The sequence below is a fragment of the Deinococcus sp. JMULE3 genome, assembly GCF_013337115.1.
Classification (GTDB): Bacteria; Deinococcota; Deinococci; order Deinococcales; family Deinococcaceae; genus Deinococcus.
This window is the reverse complement of sequence record NZ_SGWE01000004.1, coordinates 315,270-336,901: the sequence shown is the minus strand read 5'-3', so window position 1 is coordinate 336,901 and position 21,632 is coordinate 315,270. Positions and strand designations below refer to the sequence as shown.

The following is a 21,632-nucleotide window of genomic DNA, read 5'->3' as shown; positions in this document are numbered from 1 at the left end:
CCCACGCGCGCAGACTGGGCGCGAGGCGACAGCCCCACGAAGGGTCGCCTCCTACGCTGAACGCATGACCGGACTTCCCAGGCAGATCACGCTACTGCTCGCCACGATCCTCACGCTCGTGATGAACTACCTCAGCAACGCCCTCCCGCTCTTCGGCAACTCCAACAAGGAAGTCAGCGACGCCCTCCCGAACGCCTTCACGCCCGCCGGACTCACGTTCGCCGTGTGGGGCCCCATCTTCCTGGGCCTGCTGGTCTTCGCCGTGTACCAGGCGCTGCCCGCCCAGCGCGGCCCCCGCTATGACCGGCTGTTCTGGCCGTTCCTGCTGAGCAACCTGCTGAACGTCTCCTGGCTGCTGGCCTTCCAGAGCCTCAACTTCGGCCCCAGCGTGATCATCATGCTGGCCCTGCTCGCCAGCCTCGTCTGGCTGTACCTCACGGTGCGCGGCCTGCCGCCTCAGGGCGCGGAACGCTGGACGCTCGCGCTGCCCACCTCGCTGTACCTGGGCTGGATCAGCGTCGCCACGATCGCCAACATCACCGCGTACCTCGTCAGCGTCGGCGTGACCACCGGCGCGCTGGGCCTCAGCGCCCCGTCTGGTCCGCCGTGCTCGTCGTGATCGCCGCCGCGATCGGCGTCTTCTTCCTGGCCCGCTTCCACGACTACGCCTTCGCTGGGGTGCTGCTGTGGGCCTTCTACGGCGTGTACGTCGCCCGTCCCGACGCCGCGACCGTCGTGACCGGCGTCGCCATCGCCGCCGTGATCGTCGTGCTGGGCGCCCTGCTCAGCCTGCGGACCCGCCGCACCGCCCTGTAATCTCACTCCCTGGATGGGCCGCTGCGGGCATGACCGGCAGCGGCCCATCTGCGGTCGCTACACTGAACTTCACATGCATCCCGACTCGCCCCTGGCCCTGATCGGCTACCCCGCCCCGGCCGCCCGCGCCCTGCGCGACCTCGGCCTGATCGCCGTGAACGTCCCCACTGACGACCTGCGCGCCGTGCTGGACGCCAGCCGCACCCTCCACTTTACCGGCGCACTCGTCCACCCCAGCCAGGAAACGCACGCGCTCGGCGCTGTCACACCCGACGCCGTCGCCCGCCGCGTGGGACGCGTGGACGCCATCGCCCTGAGCGGCGAATTCCACGGTACCTTCGCCCTCAGCGACGCCCTGACCGACGCGCTGGACGCCAGCGGGTACGCCTCTCGCGGCGCGAGTGCCCTGATCCTCGGTGTGGACGCCCACGACCTCGCCCTCGCCCTGCCCCTCGCCCGGCTGGGCTTCACCGAGATCGGCATCGCCGCCGAGAGCACCCCCGAAGCGGAACGCGCCGCCCGCGACCTCCCCGCCGGACGCCGCGCCTACCCCCTGAGCCGCCGCGACCCCAGCGTCGGCGACTTCGCCGCCCGCGCCGACCTGATCGTGCTCACCGCCGGACCGCTCCCCAGTGGACTCGTGCAGCCGTACCACACCGTCATCGACCTGACCGGCCGCGCCAGCGTCACCGGCAGCGGCGCCAGCACCCTCGACCTGCGCGACCTCCCCCTGCGCCGCCTCGCCCGTCAGCTGGAACACGCCACCGGTCAGCGCTTCCACCCGCAGGAACTCGAAGGAGCCCTGCAGGCCCTCGTGTAAGGGAAAAAGGGGAGAGGCGCACCCGGATGTGGGGTGCGCCTCTCCCCGCTTCAGGCCTCGCCCGGTTCACGCCGGGGCAGGAAAAGCCGTGCCGAGGATCGTCGCCACGACCGCCAGCAGTCCGGCAGCACCGACCCTCACCAGCAGCGCGCCGGGGAGGAAGAACACGCCTGCCGCCAGTTGCAGGACCGCGAAGGCCACCGTCACCGCATCCGCGTTCCCCTGACCCAGAGCGAAGCAGAAACTCAGCCCGAAGCCCAGGAACACGAACCCACCCAGGGCGCGGGCCCAGGCCAGTTCGTCCCGCTGGGGGCGCGGAGTCGGGGCCACCGGGGCCGAAGGTACCAATGCCCGCCTGACCAGGTGCAGGGTGAAGCCACTCCCGTACCCGGAGATCAACGCGACCAGCAACGTCACGACATTCAGCCGCAGGGCGGAAGGCAGCAAGAGGCACAGGCCCGTCCCGACCGCCGCCAGGGCCAGCAGCACCAGACTCGACGGCCGGTGCACAGGCCACACGAGTGGCGCGAAGAAAGCCAGGCACAGGGTCAGCCACATCACGACTTCAGACAGCACGCAGGCAGTGTAGGCGGCCAGAAGGACAGGGGCGCACCCGTCTGCCGGATGCGCCCCACCTGTCAGCCTTCCCGATCAGGATGGTGACCTTCCGCTCAGTTGTGGCTGGCGGTGTCCAGTTTCTGCAGGTAGGCCTTCCCGCCTTCGAGTTCGGCTTCGAAGCCGTCGGCGGCGGCGAACACCAGCGTCTCGGCCAGCGTTTCGCTCATCAGGTATTCCTGCCACGCTTCGGCGGCCTCGCGGGCGTCGCCTTGAAGGTCCAGGTGGAGGGCGATGCGGTCCTGCACCTCGAATCCGGCCTTCTTGCGGGCGTCCTGCACGCCGCGTACGAGGTCGCGGGCGAGCCCTTCGAGTTCCAGTTCGCGGGTGAGGGTGGTGTCGAACGCGACGAGGTACCCGGCTTCCTCCTGCGCGGCGAAGCCTTCGGGGGACTTGGCGTCCACGAGGACCTCGTCCGGCCCGAGTTCGAAGCGTTCACCGGTCGGGGCGATGACCTCGAACTGCTTGCCGTCGCGCACGAAGCGGGCGACCTCGCTGGCGTCGGCGGCGGCCAGCGCGGCGCGGACCTGCGGGACGGCCTTCCCGAACTTCTTGCCCAGCACCGGGAGGTTGGGGCGCAGCACGTAGCTGACGAGTTCCGCGTACTGGTCGATCAGTTCGACCTCCTTGACGTTCAGTTCCTCCTTGAGCTGCTCGGCGAAACGGCCCAGCGCCTGGGTCTGGTCGGCGGTGCGGGCGCGGACCATGACCTTCGGGAGGGGCTGACGCTGGCGCATGCCGGTCTGTCCGCGAACGGCGCGACCCAGGCTGACGACGCGCAGGACGGCGTCCATCTCGCCCACCAGGGTCGGGGCGGCCAGCGCCTCGTCGACTTTGGGCCAGGGGGTGAGGTGCACGCTGTCGGGCGCGTCCGGGACCAGCGAGCGCACGAGGTTCCCGTACAGCGTCTCGGCGAGGAACGGCGTGAACGGCGCGGTGAGCTGCGTGACGGTCACCAGGGCGTAGTGCAGCGTGGCGTACGCGTTGTGGTCGGCGCCGTCGTCCCCGGCCCAGAAGCGGCGGCGGTTGCGGCGCACGTACCAGTTGCTCAGGTCCTCCACCACGAAGTCCTGCAGGGCGCGGCTGGCCCCGGTCGGGTCGTAGTTCTCCAGCGCGCCCGTGACCGTGGCGATCAGGGCCTGCACCTTGGCGAGCAGCCAGCGGTCCACCTCGGGACGCTGATCGGCGGGCGCGGCGGCCTTCAGGTCCGGCTGGTCCAGGTTGGCGTACAGCACGAAGAACGAGTAGGTGTTCCACAGCGTCAGGAAGTAGGAGCGGAACGCCTCGCCCACGAGGTTCATGCCGAAGCGGCGGCTCAGTTCGGGCGGCGCGCTGACGTACATGTACCAGCGGGCGGCGTCCGCGCCGTACTGCTCGAACACGTCCCAGGGGTTCACGACGTTCCCCTTGCTCTTGCTCATCTTCGCGCCCTTCTCGTCCAGGATGTGCCCGGAGCAGATGACGCTCTTGTACGCCACGGAATCGAACACCATCGTGCCGATCTGGTGCAGGCTGTTGAACCAGCCGCGCGTCTGGTCGATGGCCTCCGCGATGAAGTCGGCGGGGAAGCCGCCGTTCTCGAATTTTTCTTTGTTCTCGAAGGGGTAGTGGTGCTGCGCGAACGGCATGCTGCCGCTGTCGTACCAGACGTCCATCACGTACGGCACGCGCCGGAAGGTCTTGCCATCCGCCTCGAAGGTGATGTCGTCCACGAACGGCCGGTGCGGGTCGAAGTCCGGGCCGGTCAGTTCGGGGCGGCCACTCAGTTCGGCCAGTTCGGCGTAGCTGCCGATCACGCGGTACTCGCCGTCCTCGGCCTCCCACACGGGCAGCGGCGTGCCCCAGTAGCGGTTGCGCGAGAGGTTCCAGTCGATCAGGTTCTCCAGCCACCCGCCGTAGCGGCCGTTCCTGATGTGCGGCGGGTGCCAGTCGATCGTCTGGTTCAGTTCGATCAGACGCTCCTTGAGGCGGGTGTTGTTCAGGTACCAGCTCTCGGTGGCGTAGTACATCAGCGGGGTGCCGCAGCGCCAGCAGTGCGGGTAGGCGTGCAGGAAGTTCTTCTCGCGCCACATCAGGCCGCGCGCGCGCAGGTCGCGGACGATCTCGGTGTTCGCGTCGCGGAAGAACACGCCCTGCCAGGGGCCGAAGCGGTGCTTGCCCTCGCCGTCCACACCGACGATCACCGGGAAGCCGTAGTTCCGCGCCAGGCGCATGTCGTCCTCACCGAAGGCGGGCGCGGTGTGCACGATCCCGGTCCCGTCGCTGTCGGACACGTAGGTGTCCAGACCCGACATCCACACGGGCTTGCCCTCGCCCTCGGCCTCGTAGGCTTCCGTGAACAGCGGCTGGTACGCCACGCGCTCCAGTTCGCTGCCCTTGAAGGTCTTCACGACCTCGGCGTCCTCGCCCAGCACCTCGGCGCGCAGGCTGGCGGCCAGGATCAGCACGTGGCCGTCCTTGTCGCGCGCGGCCACGTACTCGAACTCCGGGTGGATGGCGACGCCCACGTTGTACGGCAGCGTCCAGGGGGTGGTCGTCCACACCAGGAACGCCGCGCCGTCCTCCAGGCCCAGGCGGGCCGGGTCGGTCAGGCGGAACGGCACGTACACGCTGGGGTCCTGGATGTCCTTGTACCCCTCGCTGACCTCGGCGTTGCTCAGGGTCGTGCCGTCCTTGGGGCAGTACGGCGCGACGCGGAAGCCCTTGTACAGCAGGCCCTTCTCGCTGAGGTTCTTGACGCTCCACCAGATGCTCTCGATGTAGTCCCTGTGCAGCGTCATGTACGCGTCGTCCAGGTCCACCCAGTAGCCCATGCGCTCGGTGAAGCGGCGCCACTCGGCCTCGTACTCGAACACGCTGGCGCGGCACTCGGCGTTGAACTTGTCGATGCCGTACGCCTCGACCTCACGTTTGCTGTTCAGGCCGAGTTTCTTCTCGACGCCCAGCTCGACCGGCAGGCCGTGCGTGTCCCAGCCGGCCTTGCGGGGCACGTGGAAGCCCTGCATGGTCCGGAAGCGCGGGAAGAGGTCCTTGAACGAGCGGGCCTGGACGTGGTGCACGCCGGGCTGGCCGTTCGCGGTGGGTGGCCCCTCGAAGAACGTGAAGACGGGGCCGCCCTGGGTCTGTTCCAGCGAGCGTTCGAACACGCGTTCGCGTTTCCAGAAGTCGAGGATGCCCTGTTCCAGCGCGGGGAAGTTCGGGTTGCCCTGCACGGGCGTGAAGAGGGTCTTCTTGTCGGTCATGTGATCTCCGGGTGGGCGGTGAGGGTCGTGGTGGGTCGGGCGTCGGAGGCGGGGGTCACCCGCGTCCGAATCGGCCGCCTGGGCCGGGCGGGGCAGAGGGGCGTGGTGTTGGCCAGTCGGGTGTGGTGGATTCGGGTGCGGGGCATGGTCACCTCCGGCGGGTGCGGGTCAGGACAGGGGAGAGGGGGCGGCTAGTCGACGATGAACAGCGTGGCCCCCACGGCGGTGCTCGACCGGTGCGCTTCGGCATGATCAGCCACCTGATACGACTCGCCGGGCCGCAGCGTGAAGGTGCGCCCGTCGGCCAGTTCGGTGTCCAGCTGCCCGGCCAGCACGAGCAGGACGTGGCCCTTCTCGCACCAGTGGTCGGCGAGGTACCCGGCGGAGTACTCGACCATCCGCACGCGGACCGCGCCGAACTGCCGGGTGCGCCACGTCGCCGCGCCGCGCTCGCCGGGGTGGTCGGTGGCGGGCACGTCGGCCCAGGTGGTCACCCCGAAGGGAATGTCGGTCAGGTGCATGGTTCAGGCCTCCGGGGACAGGGCAACAGTAAGGGGGCGGCGGGTCTCAGCGGTCACGCCCCCACGTGGGGGGACGGTGCTGGGACGCGCCGCCCCCGTGGGGAGCTGGTGCGTGGTACCACCCAACTTCACCGGCGCGTGCCGGTCTCCATTGGCCCTCTGCCGGGGGGTGTCCGGGCGGGTCTAGTCGGCCTGCTGGCCTTTCTTCCGCCGGCGCGGGAGGTGATGTTCGGTGCTCGCGGCTGGCGTCAGGCTTCCACCGTCCCTGACTCGCTCGCGCTGCCCTGCGGCCCTACTGTCCTCTCGGTCGCCTCTGCTGTCTCACCCCGGTCTGGGGTGCCCCTCATGGTAGGGCGGCAGGCTGGGGGCGGTCAACGTGGTCCCCCGGCGGGCCGCGCTTGCGGGTATGCTGGACGTCCGTTCCTCCAGCGTCCCACCCCCCCTGCCCCCGGCGCGTACGTGTGAAAAGCGTCAGCGCGCGTTTAGAATCGGTTTCAGGAGTACGTGACGAATGATCTCAATCCATCCCACCTGCCTGAACGACCAGCCCGCCGCGCGCGTGGCGGGCGTGCCTGACAGGTTCCCACCCACGGAGGCCCCGCTGTGACCGACACCCACCAGAGCCTCCCGTACCACGAACTGCAGCAGAAGATCCTGCCCGAACTGCACCTGATCGCCGCCGGGTACGGCATCGAGAACTACCGCAAACTGAAAAAAGACGCCCTGGCCCTGGCGATCATGGAGCATCAGGCGGCCAGCGAGGGCCAGCTGCTCGCGCGCGGTTTCCTGGAGATCAGCCCCGACGGGTACGGTTTCCTGCAGGCCGACCTGCTCGACCCGAACAGCCGCACGGTGCTGATCAGCGCTGGGGTCATCAAGCAGTACCACCTGCGCACCGGGGACGAGATCATCGGCCGCGCCCGTAAGCCCCGCGAGAACGAACGTTTCGGGTCGCTGGTGCAGGTGGAGGCCGTGAACGGCGTGGACCCCGAGACGGCCCGCCGCCGCCCGCGCTTCGACGACCTGACCCCCACCTTCCCGGACGCGCAGCTGGTGCTGGAAGATCCGACCATGGACGATGGGCTGAGCCTGCGCGTCGTGGACCTGCTGGTGCCCATCGGGCGCGGGCAGCGTGCGCTGATCGTCGCGCCGCCCAAGGCCGGGAAGACCAGCCTGCTGAAGAAGGTCGCGAACTCCATCGTCAAGAACTACCCGGACGTGACCGTGATGGTCCTGCTCGTCGACGAGCGCCCCGAGGAGGTCACGGACTTCCGCGAGAGCGTGCAGGGTGCGCAGGTGATCGCCAGTACCTTCGACGAGCCGCCCCAGCATCACGTGCGCGTCGCGGAGTTCGTGCACGAACGCGCCCGCCGCATCGTGGAGGAAGGTGGGCACGTCGTGATCCTGCTGGACTCGATCACGCGACTGGCCCGCGCGAACAACCTCGTCACCCCGCCCACCGGACGCACCCTGTCCGGCGGTCTGGACAGCAACGCCCTGCACTGGCCCAAGCGCTTCCTGGGGGCCGCGCGCAACATCCGCGAGGGCGGCAGCCTGACCATCCTGGCGACCGCCCTGGTGGAAACCGGCAGCCGCATGGACGACGTGATCTTCGAGGAATTCAAGGGCACCGGCAACGCGGAACTCGTGCTGTCGCGCCGCCTCGAGGAACGCCGGATCTTCCCGGCGCTGGACATCCTGAAGTCCGGCACGCGCCGCGAGGAACTGCTGCTGCAGCCCGAAGTCCTGAAGAAGATGTGGCTGCTGCGCAAGGTCATCAGCGACATGGACCCCGCGGACGCGATGGAAATGCTGCTGTCCCGCATGGGAAAAACCCGCAACAACGTCGAATTCCTGGCGGCCCTGGCCGGCGGCTGACGTTCGCCCACTCGATCCTGAACCACCGGAGCTCACCCTTGTCCCTGTCACCCCTTCGCCGCGCGACGCGGCTCCTGACCCTCGGCGCCCTGCTGGGCCTCGCCCACGCCCAACAGGCCCCCGCCGAACGGCTGCTGGCCCCCCTGCAACTGAACCTCGACGCCCCGGCGGACGTCATCCTCAGCCGTGACAGCGGCGAGCGGGTCATGCAGATCGTCACGACCCGCACCACGCCCCTGCCGAACGTCGCCCGCCGCTACGGCGTGACGTCCGGCGCGGTGAAACTCGTCTCCGCGCGTGGCAGTACGCAACTGGTGCAGCTGACCCTGCCGGGCCGCGTGCAGGAACGCCAGCCGCTGCGGCCCTCATCGGTCGTCACGTACCGCGTGCGTCCGGGCGACACGCTGGCCCGCGTCGCGGGGAAATTCGGGATCACGGTCGTGGACCTGCTCGGCGTGAACCTGGACCGCACCAGCCTGGACCGGCTGGAGGTCGGCAGCACCCTGAACGTCCCGACCGGGGCGCGCGGCCTGCTCGTGCGGATCAAGCCCGGTCAGAGCGCCCTGTCGCTGATCGCCGGGTACGGCGCGGACCTCGTGGCGACCGCGCAGGCGAACGACGTGCTGCCCACCGAACTGAACGTCGGGGATCAGCTGCTGCTGCCCGGCATCCGCGCCGAGGGCTTCGCGCAGCAGCTCGCCGACCGCCGCGAGGCCGAGCGGCGCGCGCAGGTCGCCGCGCAGCGTCAGGCGCAGTACGAGAAGTTCGTCGCGTGGAAGAAACAGCGGGAACGAGAGCGTCTGGAGGAGAAGTACGAGGCGCAGGCGCAGTACGAGAAGTTCCTGGCGTGGAAGAACAGCCCCGAACGCAAGGCGGCCATCGCGGCGCTGGAACGCCAGCAGCAGTTCGAGGCGGCGCAGGCGGCCGCGCAGGCCCGCGCGCGGCAGTCCGCGCAGCGGTCCAGCGTCACGGCCGCCGGGATGGGCCCCGGGCGCAGCGGGCTGATCTGGCCGATGCGCAACTACCGCCTGACCAGCCGGTACGCCGAGCAGGACATCGAATTCCACCGTCAGGTGTTCCACGGTGGCATCGATCTGGCCGCGCCCTACGGCACGCCGATCTACGCCGCTGCGGCAGGTGAGGTCACGCAGAGCGGCTTCGGGGCGTATGGTCTGAACGTGTTCACGCAGAGTGGGGGAAGCACGCTGGTGTACGGCCACATGAGCCGCACGGCGGTCGTGGCGGGTCAATCGGTCCAGCAGGGGCAGCTGCTGGGCTATATCGGCTGCACCGGGATCTGCACCGGTCCGCACCTGCACTTCGAGGTGCGTCTGAACGGGCAGACGGTCGATCCGCTGGGCCTGCTGCCGTGACGTCGCCCGACGCCGTGCGCCTGCTGGTCGTGGATGACGAGGCACAGATCCTGGAACTGCTGGACCTGACCCTGTCGATCCAGGGCTACGAGGTCTGCCCGGCGGGCAGCGGCCCGGTCGCGCTGGAGGTCCTGGCCCGCGAGCAGATCGACGTGATCGTCATGGACGTCCTGATGACGCCCTGGGACGGGTTCGAGACGGTGCGGCGCATGGCGGCGCAGTACGGCGCGGCGCTGCCGCCCGTGGTGTTCCTGTCCGGGCTGGCGCGCCCGGCGGTGATGCCGGACCTGGGGCCGGACGTGGTGCAGGAGTACCTGGTCAAGCCGTTCCGACCGTCGCAACTCGTCGAGCGGATCGAGGAGGCCCGGCGGCGCAAGCTGTCCAGCTGATCTGGACTGGATTCCCCCTGCCTGAATCTGACCCCCCTGATGGTGTCCATGTGACCCTTCCTGGGGGGTCAGTTCTGGTCTACCCTGCACATATGACCGAAGCAAGCACCGGTACCCCCGCCCTGAAGCAGGGCTTCGCTGAAATGTTCAAGGGCGGCGTCATCATGGACGTCGTCACCGCCGACCAGGCCCGCATCGCCGAGGCCGCCGGCGCGACCGCCGTCATGGCCCTCGAACGCGTCCCCGCCGACATCCGCAAGGACGGCGGCGTGGCCCGCATGAGCGACCCCAAGATGATCAAGGAGATCATCGGCGCCGTCAGCATCCCCGTCATGGCCAAGGTCCGCATCGGGCACATCGTCGAGGCGCAGATCCTCCAGGCGCTCGGCGTGGACTTCATCGACGAGTCCGAGGTCCTGACCCCCGCCGACGACCAGTACCACATCCTCAAGCACGACTTCAAAGTGCCCTTCGTGTGCGGCGCCAAGAACCTCGGCGAGGCCCTGCGCCGCGTCGGCGAGGGCGCCAGCATGATCCGCACCAAGGGCGAGGCCGGGACCGGCAACGTCATCGAGGCCGTCCGCCACGCCCGCACCGTGCTGGGCGAGATCAAGCACATCCAGGCCCGCCCCGCCGAGGAACTCATGACCGTCGCCCGCGACCTCCAGGCCCCGTACGAACTGGTCCGCTACGTCCACGAGCACGGCAAGCTGCCCGTCGTGAACTTCGCCGCCGGTGGCGTCGCCACGCCCGCCGACGCCGCGCTGATGATGCTCCTGGGCCTGGACGGCGTGTTCGTCGGCAGCGGCATCTTCAAGAGCGACAACCCCGAGCGCCGCGCGCAGGCCATCGTGAAGGCCGTCACGCACTTCCAGAACCCCGAGGTGCTCGCCGAGATCAGCGAGGACCTGGGCGCGCCCATGACCGGCATCAACATCGACGACCTGATTCCCGCCGAGCGCCTCGCCGCGCGCGGCTGGTAAACATGGCCCGCATCGGCGTGCTGGCCCTCCAGGGCGCGTTCCGCGAGCACCGCGCCGCCCTGGAACGCCTGGGCGCCCAGGTGACCGAGGTCCGTCTCGCGGCGGACCTGGACGGCCTGCACGGCCTGATCCTCCCCGGCGGGGAAAGCACCACCATGGCCCGCCTGATGACCGAGTACGCGCTGTGGGAACCCCTGCGGGCCTTCCACGCGCGCGGCGGGCAGCTGTGGGGCACCTGCGCGGGCGCCATCCTGCTGTCCCGTGAGGTGCAGGGCGCCCCGCCGCAGTTCGGCCGTCAGGACAGCCTGGACCTGCTGGACGTGACGGTGCAGCGCAACGCCTTCGGGCGGCAGATCGACTCGTTCACGACCGGACTGGACGTGCGCGGCCTGAACGGCGCGTTCCCCGCCGTGTTCATCCGCGCGCCCGCCTTCGCCCGCGTCGGCGACGGCGTGGAGGTCCTGTCCGAGTACGGGGGGCAGGCCGTCGCGGTGCGGCAGGGCCGCGTGCTCGCCACCGCGTTCCACCCGGAACTCACCGGGGACGACCGCCTGCACGCGCTGTTCCTCCAGGGCTGCCTCACGCCCGCCTGAACGTGGGCGTCACAGGCCGCCACCTCTGAATGGGGTGGCGGCCTGTTCTGTGATCGGTCAGTCGTTGCTCGCGGATGTTGGGGCCTGCGTGGGCCGGGTGACGCGCAGGCGCAGGCTCAGCGCCAGGGCCACCACCACCAGTCCCAGCGCCAGCAGGTACGCGCGGCGCAGGCCCTCGGCGAGTTCGAAGCCGCCGCTCTGGATGGCGGCCGAGCCGATCAGCAGCGCCATCAGCGCGGTGCCCAGCGCCCCGCCCATCTGCCGGGCGAACAGCACGCCGCTGGTTACGGCGCCCAGTTCCTCGCGTGCAGAGGACTCCTGCGCGGCCAGCAGCAGGCTCAACATGGAAAAGCCCATGCCGGTCCCCACCGCGAAGCCCAGGGCGCTCGTGACCCACAGCGGCGCGTGCACCGCCAACGTCAGCGCGCCGAACATCACGACGAGCACTGCGAAGCCCGCCTGCGCGATGCGCGCCAGGGGAACGGTCTTCACGAGGCGCGAGGTGACGATGGCGGTCAGCGTCCAGCCGACCAGCATGGGCGTCAGGATCGCGCCGCCTGCCGTGGCCCCGCCGCCCGTGACGCCCTGCGCGTACAGCGGCAGGTAAGCGATCACGCCGAAGTACGCCGCGCCGCCCAGCAGGTTCCCCGCGAACGCCACGCGCGGCAGCCGCTCGCGCAGGGCGCGCATGGGCAGCAGCGGGTCCGGGTGGCGCCGTTCGAGCAGGATCGCGCCCACCAGCGTCGCGGCGCCCAGGCCCACCAGCAGCCACTGCCGCTGCTCCAGGCCCCACACGACCAGACCGCTGCCCAGCGTGAACAGCGCCGCGCCCGCCCAGTCGATCCGGGCGGGGCGGGGCTGCCCGGTCTCCGGCAGGAAACGCAGGGCCAGCAGCAGTGCCGCCACGCCGAACGGCAGGCTGGCGTAGAAGGTCCAGCGCCACGAGACGGCCTCCGTGAGCCAGCCGCCCAGCAGCGGCCCGACCAGCCCGGACACGCCCCACACGCCGGAGATCAGGGACTGCACGCGGCTGCGTTCCTGCAACGAGTACAGTTCGCCGACCATCGTGAGGGTCAGGGGCAGCAGGCCGCCCGCGCCGATGCCCTGCACGACCCGCGCGGCGATCAGCAGGCCCATGGAGTGGCTCTGCCCGCACAGGGCCGAGCCGATCAGGAAGATCACGATGGCCGCGAGGTACAGGCGGCGGCGCCCCACGACGTCGCTGGCGCGGCCCCACAGGGGGCTGCTGACGGTGCTGGTCAGCAGGTACACGGCGAACGGCAGGGCGTACAGGTGCTCGCCACCCAGGTCGCGGATGACGCTGGGCATGGCGGTGGCGACCACGCTGGCCTCCAGCGCGGCCAGGAACACGCCCACGATCAGGCCGGTGGTGGCCAGTTGCCGCGCCTGCGGGCTCAGGTTGGGGAGGGCATTCACCCGCGCAGCGTACTCCCGTGAACGCCGGGTCAGGGGTGGGACTGGATTCACACGATCTGAATCGTTACAGTCTGCGCATGAGCATGCACCAACGACCCCTCGGCCGCAGCGGCCTGAACGTCACCGAGATCGGCTACGGCGCCTGGGGCATCGGCGCCGACATGTGGAAAGGCGCCCAGGACGACCAGAGCCTGGACGCCCTGCGCCGCTACATCGAACTGGGCGGGAACTTCATCGACACCGCCATGGGCTACGGCAGCGGCCACAGCGAACGCCTCGTCGGGCAGGTGGCCCGCGAGCACCCCGGCACGCTGGTCGCCACGAAGATCAGCCCGAAGAACATGGAGTGGCCCGCCGCGCCCGGCACCACCGCCGACGAGGCGTTCCCAGGCGGGTACATCACCGACATGACCCGCGCCAGCCTGGAACGCCTCGGCCTGCCGACCATCGACGTGCAGCAGTTGCACGTCTGGAACGACACCTGGCTGGGTCAGGGCGACTGGCAGGACGCCGCAGCGCAGCTCAAGCGCGACGGGCTGATCCGCGCCTTCGGGATCAGCATCAACGACCACCAGCCCGACAACGCCGTGAAGGCCGTCGAGGCCGGCGCGGTGGACAGCGTGCAGGTCATCTACAACGTGTTCGACCAGTCCCCGCAGGACCGCCTGCTCGACGCCTGCCTCGCGAACGGCGTGGGCGTCATCGTGCGCGTCGCGCTGGACGAGGGCAGCCTGACCGGCACCCTGACCCAGGACTCCACCTTCCCCGACGGCGACTGGCGCAACGGGTACTTCGGCGGCGACCGCCTGACGCAACTGCAACCCCGCCTGCGCGCCATCGAGCAGGACCTCGGCATCCGCACCGACCAGCTCGCCGAGACCAGCCTGCGCTTCGTGCTGTCCCACCCCGCCGTGTCCACCGTGATCGTCGGGATGCGCTCGGTGCGTAACGTCGAACGCAACGTCGCGCTGGCCGACGGGAAGGGACTTCCGCAGGCACAGGTGCAGCAGTTGCACGCCCACCGCTGGGACCGCAACTGGTACCTCGGCGCCGAGTGATCCCATGAAGCGGGGCCGCCGATCTGAACTCGGCGGCCCCGTTCCTGTCCGCCGCTCAGCTGGCGCGCGGCGGCAGGCGCACGATGGTCAGCATGTACCGGCCCAGCGCCTGGATCGCGTCGTAGAACTTCCCGAACTCCACGGGTTTGACCACGTAGCTCGCGGCGAACGCCTGATACGAGCGCAGGATGTCCTCCTCGGCGCGGCTGGTGGTCAGCATGATCACGGGAATCGTCATGAACGCCGGGTCGTGCTTGAGGACGCGCAGCAGTTCCAGGCCGTTCATGCGTGGCATGTTGATGTCGAGCAGGATCACGTCCGGGCGGGGACAGGTGGGGTCACGCAGGAACTCCAGCGCCTCGACACCGTCACGCGCCACGTTCAGGTCGATCAGGATGCCCGCCTCGCGGAAGGCCTCCTGGGTCAGGATGATGTCTGCCTCGCTGTCCTCGACCAGCAGGATATGAACGGGCATGGGGGTCTGAGTCATGTGCGGCCTCCGGCCCGCTCCTGGGGCACTGTCGGCCAGTCTGTCACCCTGACATGACAGTGTGCCGCCATACAGGTTCACGCGCTCCCCACCCACCCTTGAGCCAGCCTTGAAATCCACCCGGTACTCTGGACCGCATGAACGTCCTGCAGTACGCCCTGGCCGGAGGCGCGGCCTTCCGCACCCCCGACGCCCTCCTGGCTGGCCTGACCCACGCCGAGGCCACCCGCAGCGTGCCCGGGCTGCCCTACACCCTGGCGGAGGTGCTGGCGCACCTGCAGGTCACGCAGCGCGCCAGCCTGAACCTCGCGTCCGGCCGCGCCGAGTCCTGGCCGGACGGTCTGGACGTCTGGCCGACCCTGACCACCCCCGCACAGCTGGACGCGGCGCTGCTGGACCTGCGGGCCGGACTGGCCGAGGCGCAGGCGCTCGCGGCGGACCCCAGCACCCGCGCGCGGGACGTCCTGACGGACCTCGCGGCGCACAGCGCGTACCACTGGGGACAGGTCGCCCTGATCCGCCGCCTGCACGGCACCCTGCCGCACGGACCGCAGGCGTGAGCGTCCTCGTCGGCTCGCTCAACCCCGGCAAGGTCCAGCCGGTGCAGGAGGTCTTCGCGGCGCTGTTTCCGGGGCTGGAGGTGCGCGGCGTGTCCGTGCCCAGCGGCGTGCGCGACCAGCCGATCGGGGTGGAGGAGACCCGCCGGGGCGCCGTGAACCGCGCCCGGAGTGCCGCGCGGCTGCCCGGCGCGACCTGGGGCGTGGGCCTGGAGGGCGGCGTGCGCGTCGAGGGCGGTCAGGGCTGGCTGTTCGGCGTGGTGGCCGCCACGCGGGCGGACGGCACCCTGTACACCTCCCGCACGGCGGAACTGCCCCTGCCGCCGCTCGTGCTGCCCCGCGTGCTGGGCGGGCAGGAACTCGGCCCGGTGATGGACGGCCTGCTGGGCACCCGCGACCTGAAGCGCGGGGTGGGCACCGTCGGCGCGCTGACCGGCGGGCTGGTGACGCGCCCCGGCGTGTGGGCGCAGGCGCTCGCACTGGCGCTGGCTCCCGCCCTGAACCCTGACCTGTACACCCCGCAGCTCACCGGGCCAACGAACGACCGTTAGGTCGTCTGCTAGGCTCGGCAGCGTGAGCACCTGGACCCAGTCCCGCCAGATCGGCCCCGCCACCGTCCACTCCCTGACCGACGGGCAGTTCCGCCTGGACGGCGGCGCGATGTTCGGCAGCGTCCCCCGCGTCCTGTGGGAACGCGCTGCCACCCCCGACGAACTGAACCGCATCCGCCTGCGCATCAACCCGCTGCTGATCCAGCTGGGCGGCGAGAACATCCTCGTCGAGACCGGCATGTGGGACCAGGGCGGCGAGAAGTTCGAGGCCATGTACGCCCTCGACCGCGACGAGACCGTCTTCCGGGGCCTGAACGCCCTGGGCCTGAGCCCCGACGACATCCACCTCGTGATCAACACGCACCTGCATTTCGACCACGCCGGACGGAACGTCACCACCCTGGGCGACCCCACCTTCCCGAACGCCCGCTACGTCGTGCAGAAACAGGAACTCCACGACGCGCGCCACACCCACGAACGCAGCCGCGCCAGTTACATCGGCGCGTACATCGACCCCATCGAGCACGCGGGCCTGTTCGAGATCGTGGACGGCGAGCACGAACTGCGCCCCGGTCTGAGCGTCCTGCCGCTGCCCGGCCACAACCTCGGGCAGCAGGGCGTCGTCCTGCGCGGCGGCGACCAGACCCTCGTGTACGTCGCCGACCTGATCCCCACCCTGGCCCACGCCCCCACCGCGTATGTCATGGGCTACGACCTGTACCCCGTCACCACCCTGGAGACCCGCAAACGGTACCTGGGCCAGTGGTTCGAGGAAGGAGCCGTCATCTGTACGCCGCACGACCCGGACACCGCCTTCGCGCAGTTGCGCCCCCACTCGAAGGGCGGCTTCACCCTCGGCGCCGCGCAGCCCTGACCACGCCCACCCGCGCGGCGCGCTACCCTGGAGGCCGTTCATGCGTTCCCTCCTGCCCCTGCTGCTGACCGTCCTGACGGCCCTGCCCGCCCAGGCCGCCCCCACCCTGGACCCCAACTACTACCCGCACCGACCCGGCACCCGCTGGACGTACACCAGCGGCGAAACCCAGGTCGTCGGAGCGCCCGTCACGCACCGGGGCGTGAAAGTGACTCCGGTCAGCCACCAGTACGGCAGCACCACCTACAGCCAGGACCTGCTGGAACACCGCGCCGACGGCAGCGTCTGGTTGCGCGGCGTGAACGCCGCCGGGAGGCTCACCTGGTACAGCCCGCCGCTGCTGGTGTACCCCGCCGGGCCCCTGAAGACCGGTCAGAGCTGGCAGGCCGCCAGCGGTCCGCTGCGCATGACCGTCACCGTGACCGGCACCGCCCCGCTGAAACTCGCCGCCGGGACCTTCAACGCCCTGGTGCTGCGCACCGACACCGTCACCGGCGGCCGCACCAGCACCCAGCTGACCTACTTCGTGCCCGCATTCGGCATCGTCCGGTACCAGACCGCCGACGGCAGCACCATCGACCTGCAACGCTGAACGCGACAGGGGAGCCCGCGCCCGCCGCCCCGGTTCAGCCCCGGCGGCGGGCGCGGTACGTCAGCAGGGACACGTACATCTTCGTGCGGGCCTTCGCGCCGCCCCAGAAGCCCCGCTTCTTTTCCTTGACGACCTGCGCCACGTTCGGCAGCTCCACGTACGCCCAGCGCGCCCCGGTCGCCTTCAGGTGCCGCGTGATCGCCGGTTCCGGCCAGCGTTCCGTGCCCAGGTCCGGCACCGACAGCAGCCACTCGCGGCGGCAGGCCCGCTGCCCACTCAGGTGCGGCGTGAGCTTGTTCCCCCAGTCCGTCACGAACCCGCCGCCCTCGAATACCCCGATGCTCATGTCCAGGTCCCCACGCCGCACCGGGTCGCACAGCGTCTCCAGGTGCGCGGCACTCAGGCCCGTCAGGTCCGCATCCAGCAGGATCACTACGTCTGAGCGCGCCGCCTCCAGCCCCGCCCTCAGCGCCCCGCCCTTGCCGACATTCACCGCGAGATCCACGACCTCCGCGCCCGCCCCACGCGCCGCGCGGACCGTGCCGTCCACACTCCCGTCGGACACGACGATCACCTCCGGCGTGAAGGTCCGCGCCACGCGCACCACCTCGCCCACGGTGTCCTCCTCGTTGAAGGCCGCAATCACAACCGCGCAAGATACCGAGACACCGGACATGCCGCCCATGGTACCGAACCCGACCCGCCCCACCAACAGGGCCGCCCCGACCGACCGTGGAAGGGGTCAGTTCACGATGCGGATGTCCTCGGTGGACAGGTCCGCCGCCTCCAGCGTCGGGACTGCCACGTCCGCCGCGAGCGCCGCGCCCAGCCACGACCCGTGCCGGACCAGCAGCAGGTTCCCGCCCGGCAGGCGCGCCACCAGCAGGTCATGCAGGACCATCGGGGCCAGCCCGGGCATCATCACGACCAGTTCCCCCTTGTAATCCCAGCGGATCGTCACGCCGCGCCCCTCGACCTGCACGGTCAGCGGCTCGTCGCTGAGGACCACGCTCGTGAACTGCCCGCCGGGCGCGAGATCCACGTGCGTCAGCGCCACGCCCTCGGGCAGGGTCTCCGGGTCGTGCAGCGCGATGTGCAGCGCCGCGTGCAACCGGTCGGCCACCACCCGGTGCAGTCCCAGCGCCTGCGCCGCCGTGCGGAAGGCCTGCGCGGCCTCCTCGGTCCCCAGGCGCGCCAGTCGCACCACCAGCGTCTCCACGCCCTTACGCGCGAACGACAGCAGCACGTCCGGCGTGGCGTCCAGGTACTTGCGGGCGCTGTCCGGCGTGAGTTTCTCCAGCTGCAGCGGCCCGCCGCGCATCACCTGCGCTGCCGCGCGCGCCAGGCGCAGGAACGCGAAATCCACCGCCGGGTCCAGCAGCAGCGCCGCCGCCCGCGCCGTGGACGCCCGCCGCCCCAGTTCCAGCGCGGTGTGACTCTCGACGACCAGCGTCATGTACGCCCCGCTGATGAACGCCCGGAACTGCTGGTCCGGCAGTTTCAGCGTCTGCGAGCGCTCGTGCGGCGGCAGGCCGGGGCGCAGCAGCGTCAGTTGCGACCCGACCTGCACCTGCCAGTTCGGCCCGATGGGCTGCCACTCGATGTTCAGGCCGCGCCAGCGGGTGCTGGACCCGCCGCGCAGGTACACCGTCAGGCGTTCGCCGCCGTCGTCCGGGACGCGCATGGCGCTGCCCGGATGCTGCGCCAGCAGGATGCTGCCCTGCGGCGCGCCGTTCAGGCTGGGTTTGGGCAGCGCGTCCAGCACCGGTTCGAGCAGTTGCGCGACGTGCCGGGCCGCCGCGCGGATCGCGGGCCGTTCACGCGGGTCGCGCGGCAGCGGAAACTCGGCCTGCAGCGCCCGCACAAGGGCCGCACGCGCCTCGTGCGACACGGGTTCACGTTCGGCGGCCGCGATGCGCGCGGCGAGCACGTCCTCGTCCGGGTGACGCGGGAACGGCTCGGCGTGCACGGCCGACAGCGCCGCCCGCACCCGCGCCCGCCCGTCCTCCGTGAGGAGCAGCACCGACAGCGCCGCCGCCAGCCGCCCGGTGACCTCCGGGTCGTGCAGGTCCATCAGCGCGTCATGCGCGGGCGGCACCGCCAGCGGCTGCGTGCCGGGCCGCGAGAGCCGCTCGGCGTTCTCGATCACGGTGTACAGCACCCGCAGGTGCCCGAACTCCGGTTCACGCTGCCAGCGCAGCGTCAGGTCCCGCGCCTGCGCCGCCGCCCGCTGATGCCACTGCAGCAGCTGCAGTTCCTCCCACGCGCGCGACTCCTCGGAATCGGCGGTGGGCGGCGCCGTCCAGGTGCTCTGCCCGCCGTGACCGGCGCGCGGGCGGGTGTGCTGCACGGGATTGCCCTGATTCAGGCGGTACTGCCGGTCGGTTTCCATCAGGCGGCGCAGCAGCGGCGGTTCCAGCGGCGCGCCCAGCAGTTCGTCGCGCAGCACGGCCAGTCCGCGCCGCCCGCCGCGCGGCACGCGGCCCTCCATCAGGTCCTGCACCTTGTACTCGTACAGTTCCACCAGTTCAAGCCAGAAGTCCACGGCGCACCTCCGGGCAGTTCAGCAGCGAAGCGGGCATCACCGACAGTATGCCCCGCCTGACCCCGCCCGTGGGTGCGGTCCTCCCCCGCCTCCCCCAGTCGGACGCGTCCCCCTTCACGTTCAGGCGCCGCGTGATGTAAGGCGCGTGACAGCCGCGCCCTGTATAACAGAGAACAATGACGTGCCCCACCCCCCGCCCACCCCGGAGCCGAGCGTGACCCCGGCCCTGCTCGCGGCCCTGTTCGTCGTCGGGGTCCTGCTGACCGTCCGCCTGAACGAACGGGTCCTGAGCGTCGTCGTGGCGGTCGTGGTGGGCGCCCTGACCCTGCTGCTGGCCGCACTGGCGCTGGGCGTCGGCGGGCCGCGCGCCGCCGACATGCAACTCGCGGACCTGAACCGCGCGCAGGGCCTGCTGGTTGCCGCCGCGTTCCTGATCGGCACGGCGGCGTTCCACATGGGCCGCATGGTCCTGCCCAGCCTGAACCGCCCCGGTCGGCGCCCGGTGAAGGTGCAGCGCACCGCCGCGCCCACCCAGGTGCAGCGCCGCACGAACCTCACGCAGACGCAGGTGACCAGCGACCTGCGCTTCCAGGAGTACGAGGTCCTCGACCGGATCGGGGTGGGCGGCATGGGCAGCGTGTACCGCGCCCGCCGCCGCCAGGACGGCCGCACGGTCGCGCTGAAGGTCCCGCAGGACAAGTACCTCGCGGACGCGAAGTTCGTCAAACGCTTCTACCGCGAGGCCGAGGTCCTCAAGCGCTTCAGCCACCCGAACATCGTGCGGGTGTACGACTACCGCATGCAGGACCCCGAGCATTACATCGCCATGGAATTCCTGGATGGTGAGAGCCTCGAGGACGTACTGGAAAACCGCACGTTGGCCTTCACGGAAAGCGCGCAGATCATGCGGGCGCTCGCGGACGCGCTGCGGCACATCCACATGCAGAACGTCGTGCACCGCGACATCAAACCCGCCAACGTCATGCTGCTGAAAAACGCCTTCACCGAGGGCACCCTGCGCGAGGGCGGCGTGAAACTCATGGACTTCGGTATCGCCGTCGGGAAGGTCCTGACCCGCCTGACCATGACCGGCGCGCGCGTCGGCACGCCCATCTACATGGCGCCCGAGCAGGCCAAGGGCAACCGCGTGGACGCCCGCAGCGACGTGTACTCGCTGGGCCTGCTCGCCTACGAACTGGTCACCGGGCAAACCGCCTTCAAGGGCAGCTACGAGGCCGTCGTGCACCAGCAGGTGTTCGAGTCCCCCAAGCCGCCCAAGCAGGTGAGGCTGGAAGTGCCGGGCAAACTGAACGACCTGATCCTGCACATGATCGAGAAGGACCCGGCCGCGCGCCCCACCCTGGACGACGTGATCGCCCGCATCGACGCCGGGGTGCTCAGCGACGACGTGTTCAACGACCCCGTCGCGCTGGCCCTGAGCGTGCAGGAGAAACGCGGCACGCTGCGCCTGCTGGACCTCAAGGGCAAACTGCGCGCCAGTCTGCGCGACCAGACCGGCGGCACCCAGGGCCTGCCCGGCGCGCCCAACGCCATGGCCAGCGACCACGAGGGCAACATGTTCATCACGCTGCTCGACTACCGCCAGGGCCGCAGCGGCGCGCTGGTCCGCAAACTCGACCCGGACGGCAAGGAACTCGCGTCCTTCGGCCCGTACGGACTGGGCGACGGGGAACTGCTCCAGCCGGTCGGGGTGGCGGTCGCGCAGGGGCAGGTGTTCGTGCTGGACGCCGAGGCCCACCACGTCGTCGTGTTCGACCTCGAGGGCCGCTTCCTGCGCCGCTTCGGCGGGCGCGGCCAGGGCCTGGGCCGCTTCGAGAAACCCCGCTCGATCGTCAGTGCGCCCGACGGAAACGTGTACGTGCTCGACACCGGCAACAACGAGGTGCAGCGCTTCAACGCGCAGGGCGAGTACCTCAGCCGCTTCGCGTTCCGCCTGGACCGCAACAGCGACGCGCTGCGCCCCCTCGAGGGACTGGGCGTCGACCAGTTCGGCGCGGTGTACATCGTGGACAGCGTCGCCCGCAAGGTCCGCAAGATCGAGGCGGACGGCACGCCGGGCCTGACCTTCTCCATGGAGACGCTGGTGGGCGAACCCGCCGACGCGCCCTGGCTGATCCAGGTCGGCCCGGAAGGGCAGCTGTACGCCGTGCGGCAGGGCGGGCAGGTGCTACGCATCTACTCCGGCGTCGGGGACCTGCTGTCCTCGAACGACATGTACGCCCCGGTGCAGGCCATGTCGCTGCTGCAACGCCCGCACGTCCTGCAGCCCGCCTGACC

22 protein-coding genes are annotated in these 21,632 nt (G+C 70.5%); 14 read left to right on the top strand and 8 right to left on the bottom strand.

All coding sequences use genetic code 11. The features are described from left to right. Positions 1–64: 64 nt before the first annotated feature. The 3 genes from EXW95_RS04455 (at position 65) to EXW95_RS04450 (ending at position 1,636) form a co-directional block, all read left to right on the top strand. Positions 65–619, top strand: coding sequence for a tryptophan-rich sensory protein (locus EXW95_RS04455; RefSeq protein ID WP_254605497.1), 555 nt, complete (start codon positions 65–67; stop codon positions 617–619). After that, positions 607–816 carry a hypothetical protein gene (locus EXW95_RS20500; RefSeq protein WP_254605495.1) on the top strand — a complete coding sequence of 70 codons (210 nt, stop codon included), beginning with the start codon at positions 607–609 and terminating at the stop codon, positions 814–816. The genes EXW95_RS04455 and EXW95_RS20500 overlap by 13 nt, the downstream gene beginning before the upstream one ends. A 73-nt stretch (positions 817–889) precedes the next feature. Continuing rightward, positions 890–1,636, top strand: coding sequence for a shikimate dehydrogenase (locus EXW95_RS04450; protein WP_174366443.1), 747 nt, complete (start codon positions 890–892; stop codon positions 1,634–1,636). A gap of 66 nt (positions 1,637–1,702) precedes the next feature. On the opposite strand, the gene EXW95_RS04445 is transcribed toward EXW95_RS04450, so the two are convergent. The 4 genes from EXW95_RS04445 to EXW95_RS04430 all read right to left on the bottom strand — a co-directional run bounded on the left by EXW95_RS04445 (position 1,703) and on the right by EXW95_RS04430 (position 6,014). Continuing rightward, positions 1,703–2,212 (bottom strand): hypothetical protein, encoded by a 510-nt coding sequence (locus EXW95_RS04445; RefSeq protein WP_174366442.1) that lies wholly within the window; start codon positions 2,210–2,212, stop codon positions 1,703–1,705. A 95-nt stretch (positions 2,213–2,307) separates the two neighbouring features. Continuing rightward, on the bottom strand, positions 2,308–5,493 hold the full coding sequence (ileS, locus tag EXW95_RS04440) for an isoleucine--tRNA ligase (protein ID WP_174366441.1): 3,186 nt from the start codon (positions 5,491–5,493) through the stop codon (positions 2,308–2,310). Next, entirely contained in the window at positions 5,490–5,639 is a 150-nt protein-coding gene (locus EXW95_RS04435) for a hypothetical protein (protein WP_174366440.1), read from the bottom strand. The genes ileS and EXW95_RS04435 overlap by 4 nt, the downstream gene beginning before the upstream one ends. Before the next feature lie 45 nt (positions 5,640–5,684). Next, positions 5,685–6,014: a DHCW motif cupin fold protein gene (locus EXW95_RS04430; RefSeq protein ID WP_174366439.1), complete on the bottom strand. Its 330-nt coding sequence runs from the start codon at positions 6,012–6,014 to the stop codon at positions 5,685–5,687. A 603-nt stretch (positions 6,015–6,617) separates the two neighbouring features. On the opposite strand from EXW95_RS04430, the gene rho reads away from it, so the two are divergent. From rho to pdxT, 5 genes are all read left to right on the top strand, one after another. Next, positions 6,618–7,892, top strand: coding sequence for a transcription termination factor Rho (gene rho, locus EXW95_RS04425; RefSeq protein WP_174366438.1), 1,275 nt, complete (start codon positions 6,618–6,620; stop codon positions 7,890–7,892). A 38-nt stretch (positions 7,893–7,930) separates the two neighbouring features. After that, a complete protein-coding gene (locus EXW95_RS04420; RefSeq protein ID WP_254605494.1) occupies positions 7,931–9,265 on the top strand; it encodes a peptidoglycan DD-metalloendopeptidase family protein in 1,335 nt (444 codons plus the stop codon). Then, positions 9,262–9,654, top strand: a complete 393-nt coding sequence (locus EXW95_RS04415) for a response regulator (RefSeq protein WP_174366437.1) — start codon at positions 9,262–9,264, stop codon at positions 9,652–9,654. Before EXW95_RS04420 ends, EXW95_RS04415 begins: the two co-directional genes overlap by 4 nt. A 92-nt stretch (positions 9,655–9,746) precedes the next feature. Next, positions 9,747–10,637: a pyridoxal 5'-phosphate synthase lyase subunit PdxS gene (gene pdxS, locus EXW95_RS04410; protein WP_174366436.1), complete on the top strand. Its 891-nt coding sequence runs from the start codon at positions 9,747–9,749 to the stop codon at positions 10,635–10,637. Between the two features lie 2 nt (positions 10,638–10,639). After that, entirely contained in the window at positions 10,640–11,230 is a 591-nt protein-coding gene (pdxT, locus tag EXW95_RS04405) for a pyridoxal 5'-phosphate synthase glutaminase subunit PdxT (protein ID WP_174366435.1), read from the top strand. Positions 11,231–11,287: 57 nt separating this feature from the next. Here the strand turns inward: pdxT and EXW95_RS04400 are convergent, their stop codons facing one another. Then, positions 11,288–12,667, bottom strand: a complete 1,380-nt coding sequence (locus EXW95_RS04400) for an MDR family MFS transporter (protein WP_174366434.1) — start codon at positions 12,665–12,667, stop codon at positions 11,288–11,290. 83 nt (positions 12,668–12,750) lie between these two features. Here EXW95_RS04400 and EXW95_RS04395 point away from each other — a divergent pair, with 83 nt between their 5' ends. Then, positions 12,751–13,725, top strand: coding sequence for an aldo/keto reductase (locus EXW95_RS04395; RefSeq protein WP_174368812.1), 975 nt, complete (start codon positions 12,751–12,753; stop codon positions 13,723–13,725). Positions 13,726–13,780: 55 nt separating this feature from the next. Here EXW95_RS04395 and EXW95_RS04390 read toward each other — a convergent pair whose 3' ends face one another. Next, positions 13,781–14,215: a response regulator gene (locus EXW95_RS04390; protein ID WP_174366433.1), complete on the bottom strand. Its 435-nt coding sequence runs from the start codon at positions 14,213–14,215 to the stop codon at positions 13,781–13,783. Between the two features lie 137 nt (positions 14,216–14,352). Between EXW95_RS04390 and EXW95_RS04385 the strand changes: the two genes are divergently transcribed. The 4 genes from EXW95_RS04385 to EXW95_RS04370 all read left to right on the top strand — a co-directional run bounded on the left by EXW95_RS04385 (position 14,353) and on the right by EXW95_RS04370 (position 16,789). After that, the gene (locus tag EXW95_RS04385; RefSeq protein ID WP_174366432.1) at positions 14,353–14,775 is read left to right on the top strand and encodes a DinB family protein; all 423 of its coding nucleotides are present in this window, start codon (positions 14,353–14,355) and stop codon (positions 14,773–14,775) included. Beyond that, positions 14,772–15,323 (top strand): inosine/xanthosine triphosphatase, encoded by a 552-nt coding sequence (gene yjjX, locus EXW95_RS04380; protein WP_174366431.1) that lies wholly within the window; start codon positions 14,772–14,774, stop codon positions 15,321–15,323. Before EXW95_RS04385 ends, yjjX begins: the two co-directional genes overlap by 4 nt. Positions 15,324–15,432: 109 nt before the next feature. After that, positions 15,433–16,197, top strand: a complete 765-nt coding sequence (locus EXW95_RS04375; RefSeq protein ID WP_254605741.1) for an MBL fold metallo-hydrolase — start codon at positions 15,433–15,435, stop codon at positions 16,195–16,197. Positions 16,198–16,237: 40 nt separating this feature from the next. Further along, the gene (locus EXW95_RS04370; RefSeq protein WP_174366429.1) at positions 16,238–16,789 is read left to right on the top strand and encodes a hypothetical protein; all 552 of its coding nucleotides are present in this window, start codon (positions 16,238–16,240) and stop codon (positions 16,787–16,789) included. 34 nt (positions 16,790–16,823) lie between these two features. Here EXW95_RS04370 and EXW95_RS04365 read toward each other — a convergent pair whose 3' ends face one another. Then, positions 16,824–17,465, bottom strand: a complete 642-nt coding sequence (locus EXW95_RS04365; protein WP_174366428.1) for a glycosyltransferase family 2 protein — start codon at positions 17,463–17,465, stop codon at positions 16,824–16,826. A gap of 66 nt (positions 17,466–17,531) precedes the next feature. Beyond that, positions 17,532–19,334 carry a hypothetical protein gene (locus tag EXW95_RS04360; RefSeq protein ID WP_174366427.1) on the bottom strand — a complete coding sequence of 601 codons (1,803 nt, stop codon included), beginning with the start codon at positions 19,332–19,334 and terminating at the stop codon, positions 17,532–17,534. 214 nt (positions 19,335–19,548) lie between these two features. Here EXW95_RS04360 and EXW95_RS04355 point away from each other — a divergent pair, with 214 nt between their 5' ends. Further along, entirely contained in the window at positions 19,549–21,630 is a 2,082-nt protein-coding gene (locus EXW95_RS04355) for a protein kinase (protein ID WP_174366426.1), read from the top strand. Positions 21,631–21,632 lie beyond the last annotated feature (2 nt).

Excerpts from the sequence above, each read along its gene's own strand:
- EXW95_RS04370 (WP_174366429.1), top strand. The coding sequence starts at position 16,238 with ATGCGTTCCCTCCTGCCCCTGCTGCTGACCGTCCTGACGGCCCTGCCC.
- EXW95_RS04390 (WP_174366433.1), bottom strand. The coding sequence starts at position 14,215 with ATGACTCAGACCCCCATGCCCGTTCATATCCTGCTGGTCGAGGACAGC.
- EXW95_RS04385 (WP_174366432.1), top strand. The coding sequence starts at position 14,353 with ATGAACGTCCTGCAGTACGCCCTGGCCGGAGGCGCGGCCTTCCGCACC.
- EXW95_RS04430 (WP_174366439.1), bottom strand. The coding sequence starts at position 6,014 with ATGCACCTGACCGACATTCCCTTCGGGGTGACCACCTGGGCCGACGTG.
- EXW95_RS04375 (WP_254605741.1), top strand. The coding sequence starts at position 15,433 with ATGTTCGGCAGCGTCCCCCGCGTCCTGTGGGAACGCGCTGCCACCCCC.
- ileS (WP_174366441.1), bottom strand. The coding sequence starts at position 5,493 with ATGACCGACAAGAAGACCCTCTTCACGCCCGTGCAGGGCAACCCGAAC.
- EXW95_RS04435 (WP_174366440.1), bottom strand. The coding sequence starts at position 5,639 with ATGCCCCGCACCCGAATCCACCACACCCGACTGGCCAACACCACGCCC.
- EXW95_RS04395 (WP_174368812.1), top strand. The coding sequence starts at position 12,751 with ATGCACCAACGACCCCTCGGCCGCAGCGGCCTGAACGTCACCGAGATC.
- EXW95_RS04365 (WP_174366428.1), bottom strand. The coding sequence starts at position 17,465 with ATGTCCGGTGTCTCGGTATCTTGCGCGGTTGTGATTGCGGCCTTCAAC.
- pdxT (WP_174366435.1), top strand. The coding sequence starts at position 10,640 with ATGGCCCGCATCGGCGTGCTGGCCCTCCAGGGCGCGTTCCGCGAGCAC.
- EXW95_RS04455 (WP_254605497.1), top strand. The coding sequence starts at position 65 with ATGACCGGACTTCCCAGGCAGATCACGCTACTGCTCGCCACGATCCTC.
- pdxS (WP_174366436.1), top strand. The coding sequence starts at position 9,747 with ATGACCGAAGCAAGCACCGGTACCCCCGCCCTGAAGCAGGGCTTCGCT.
- EXW95_RS04450 (WP_174366443.1), top strand. The coding sequence starts at position 890 with ATGCATCCCGACTCGCCCCTGGCCCTGATCGGCTACCCCGCCCCGGCC.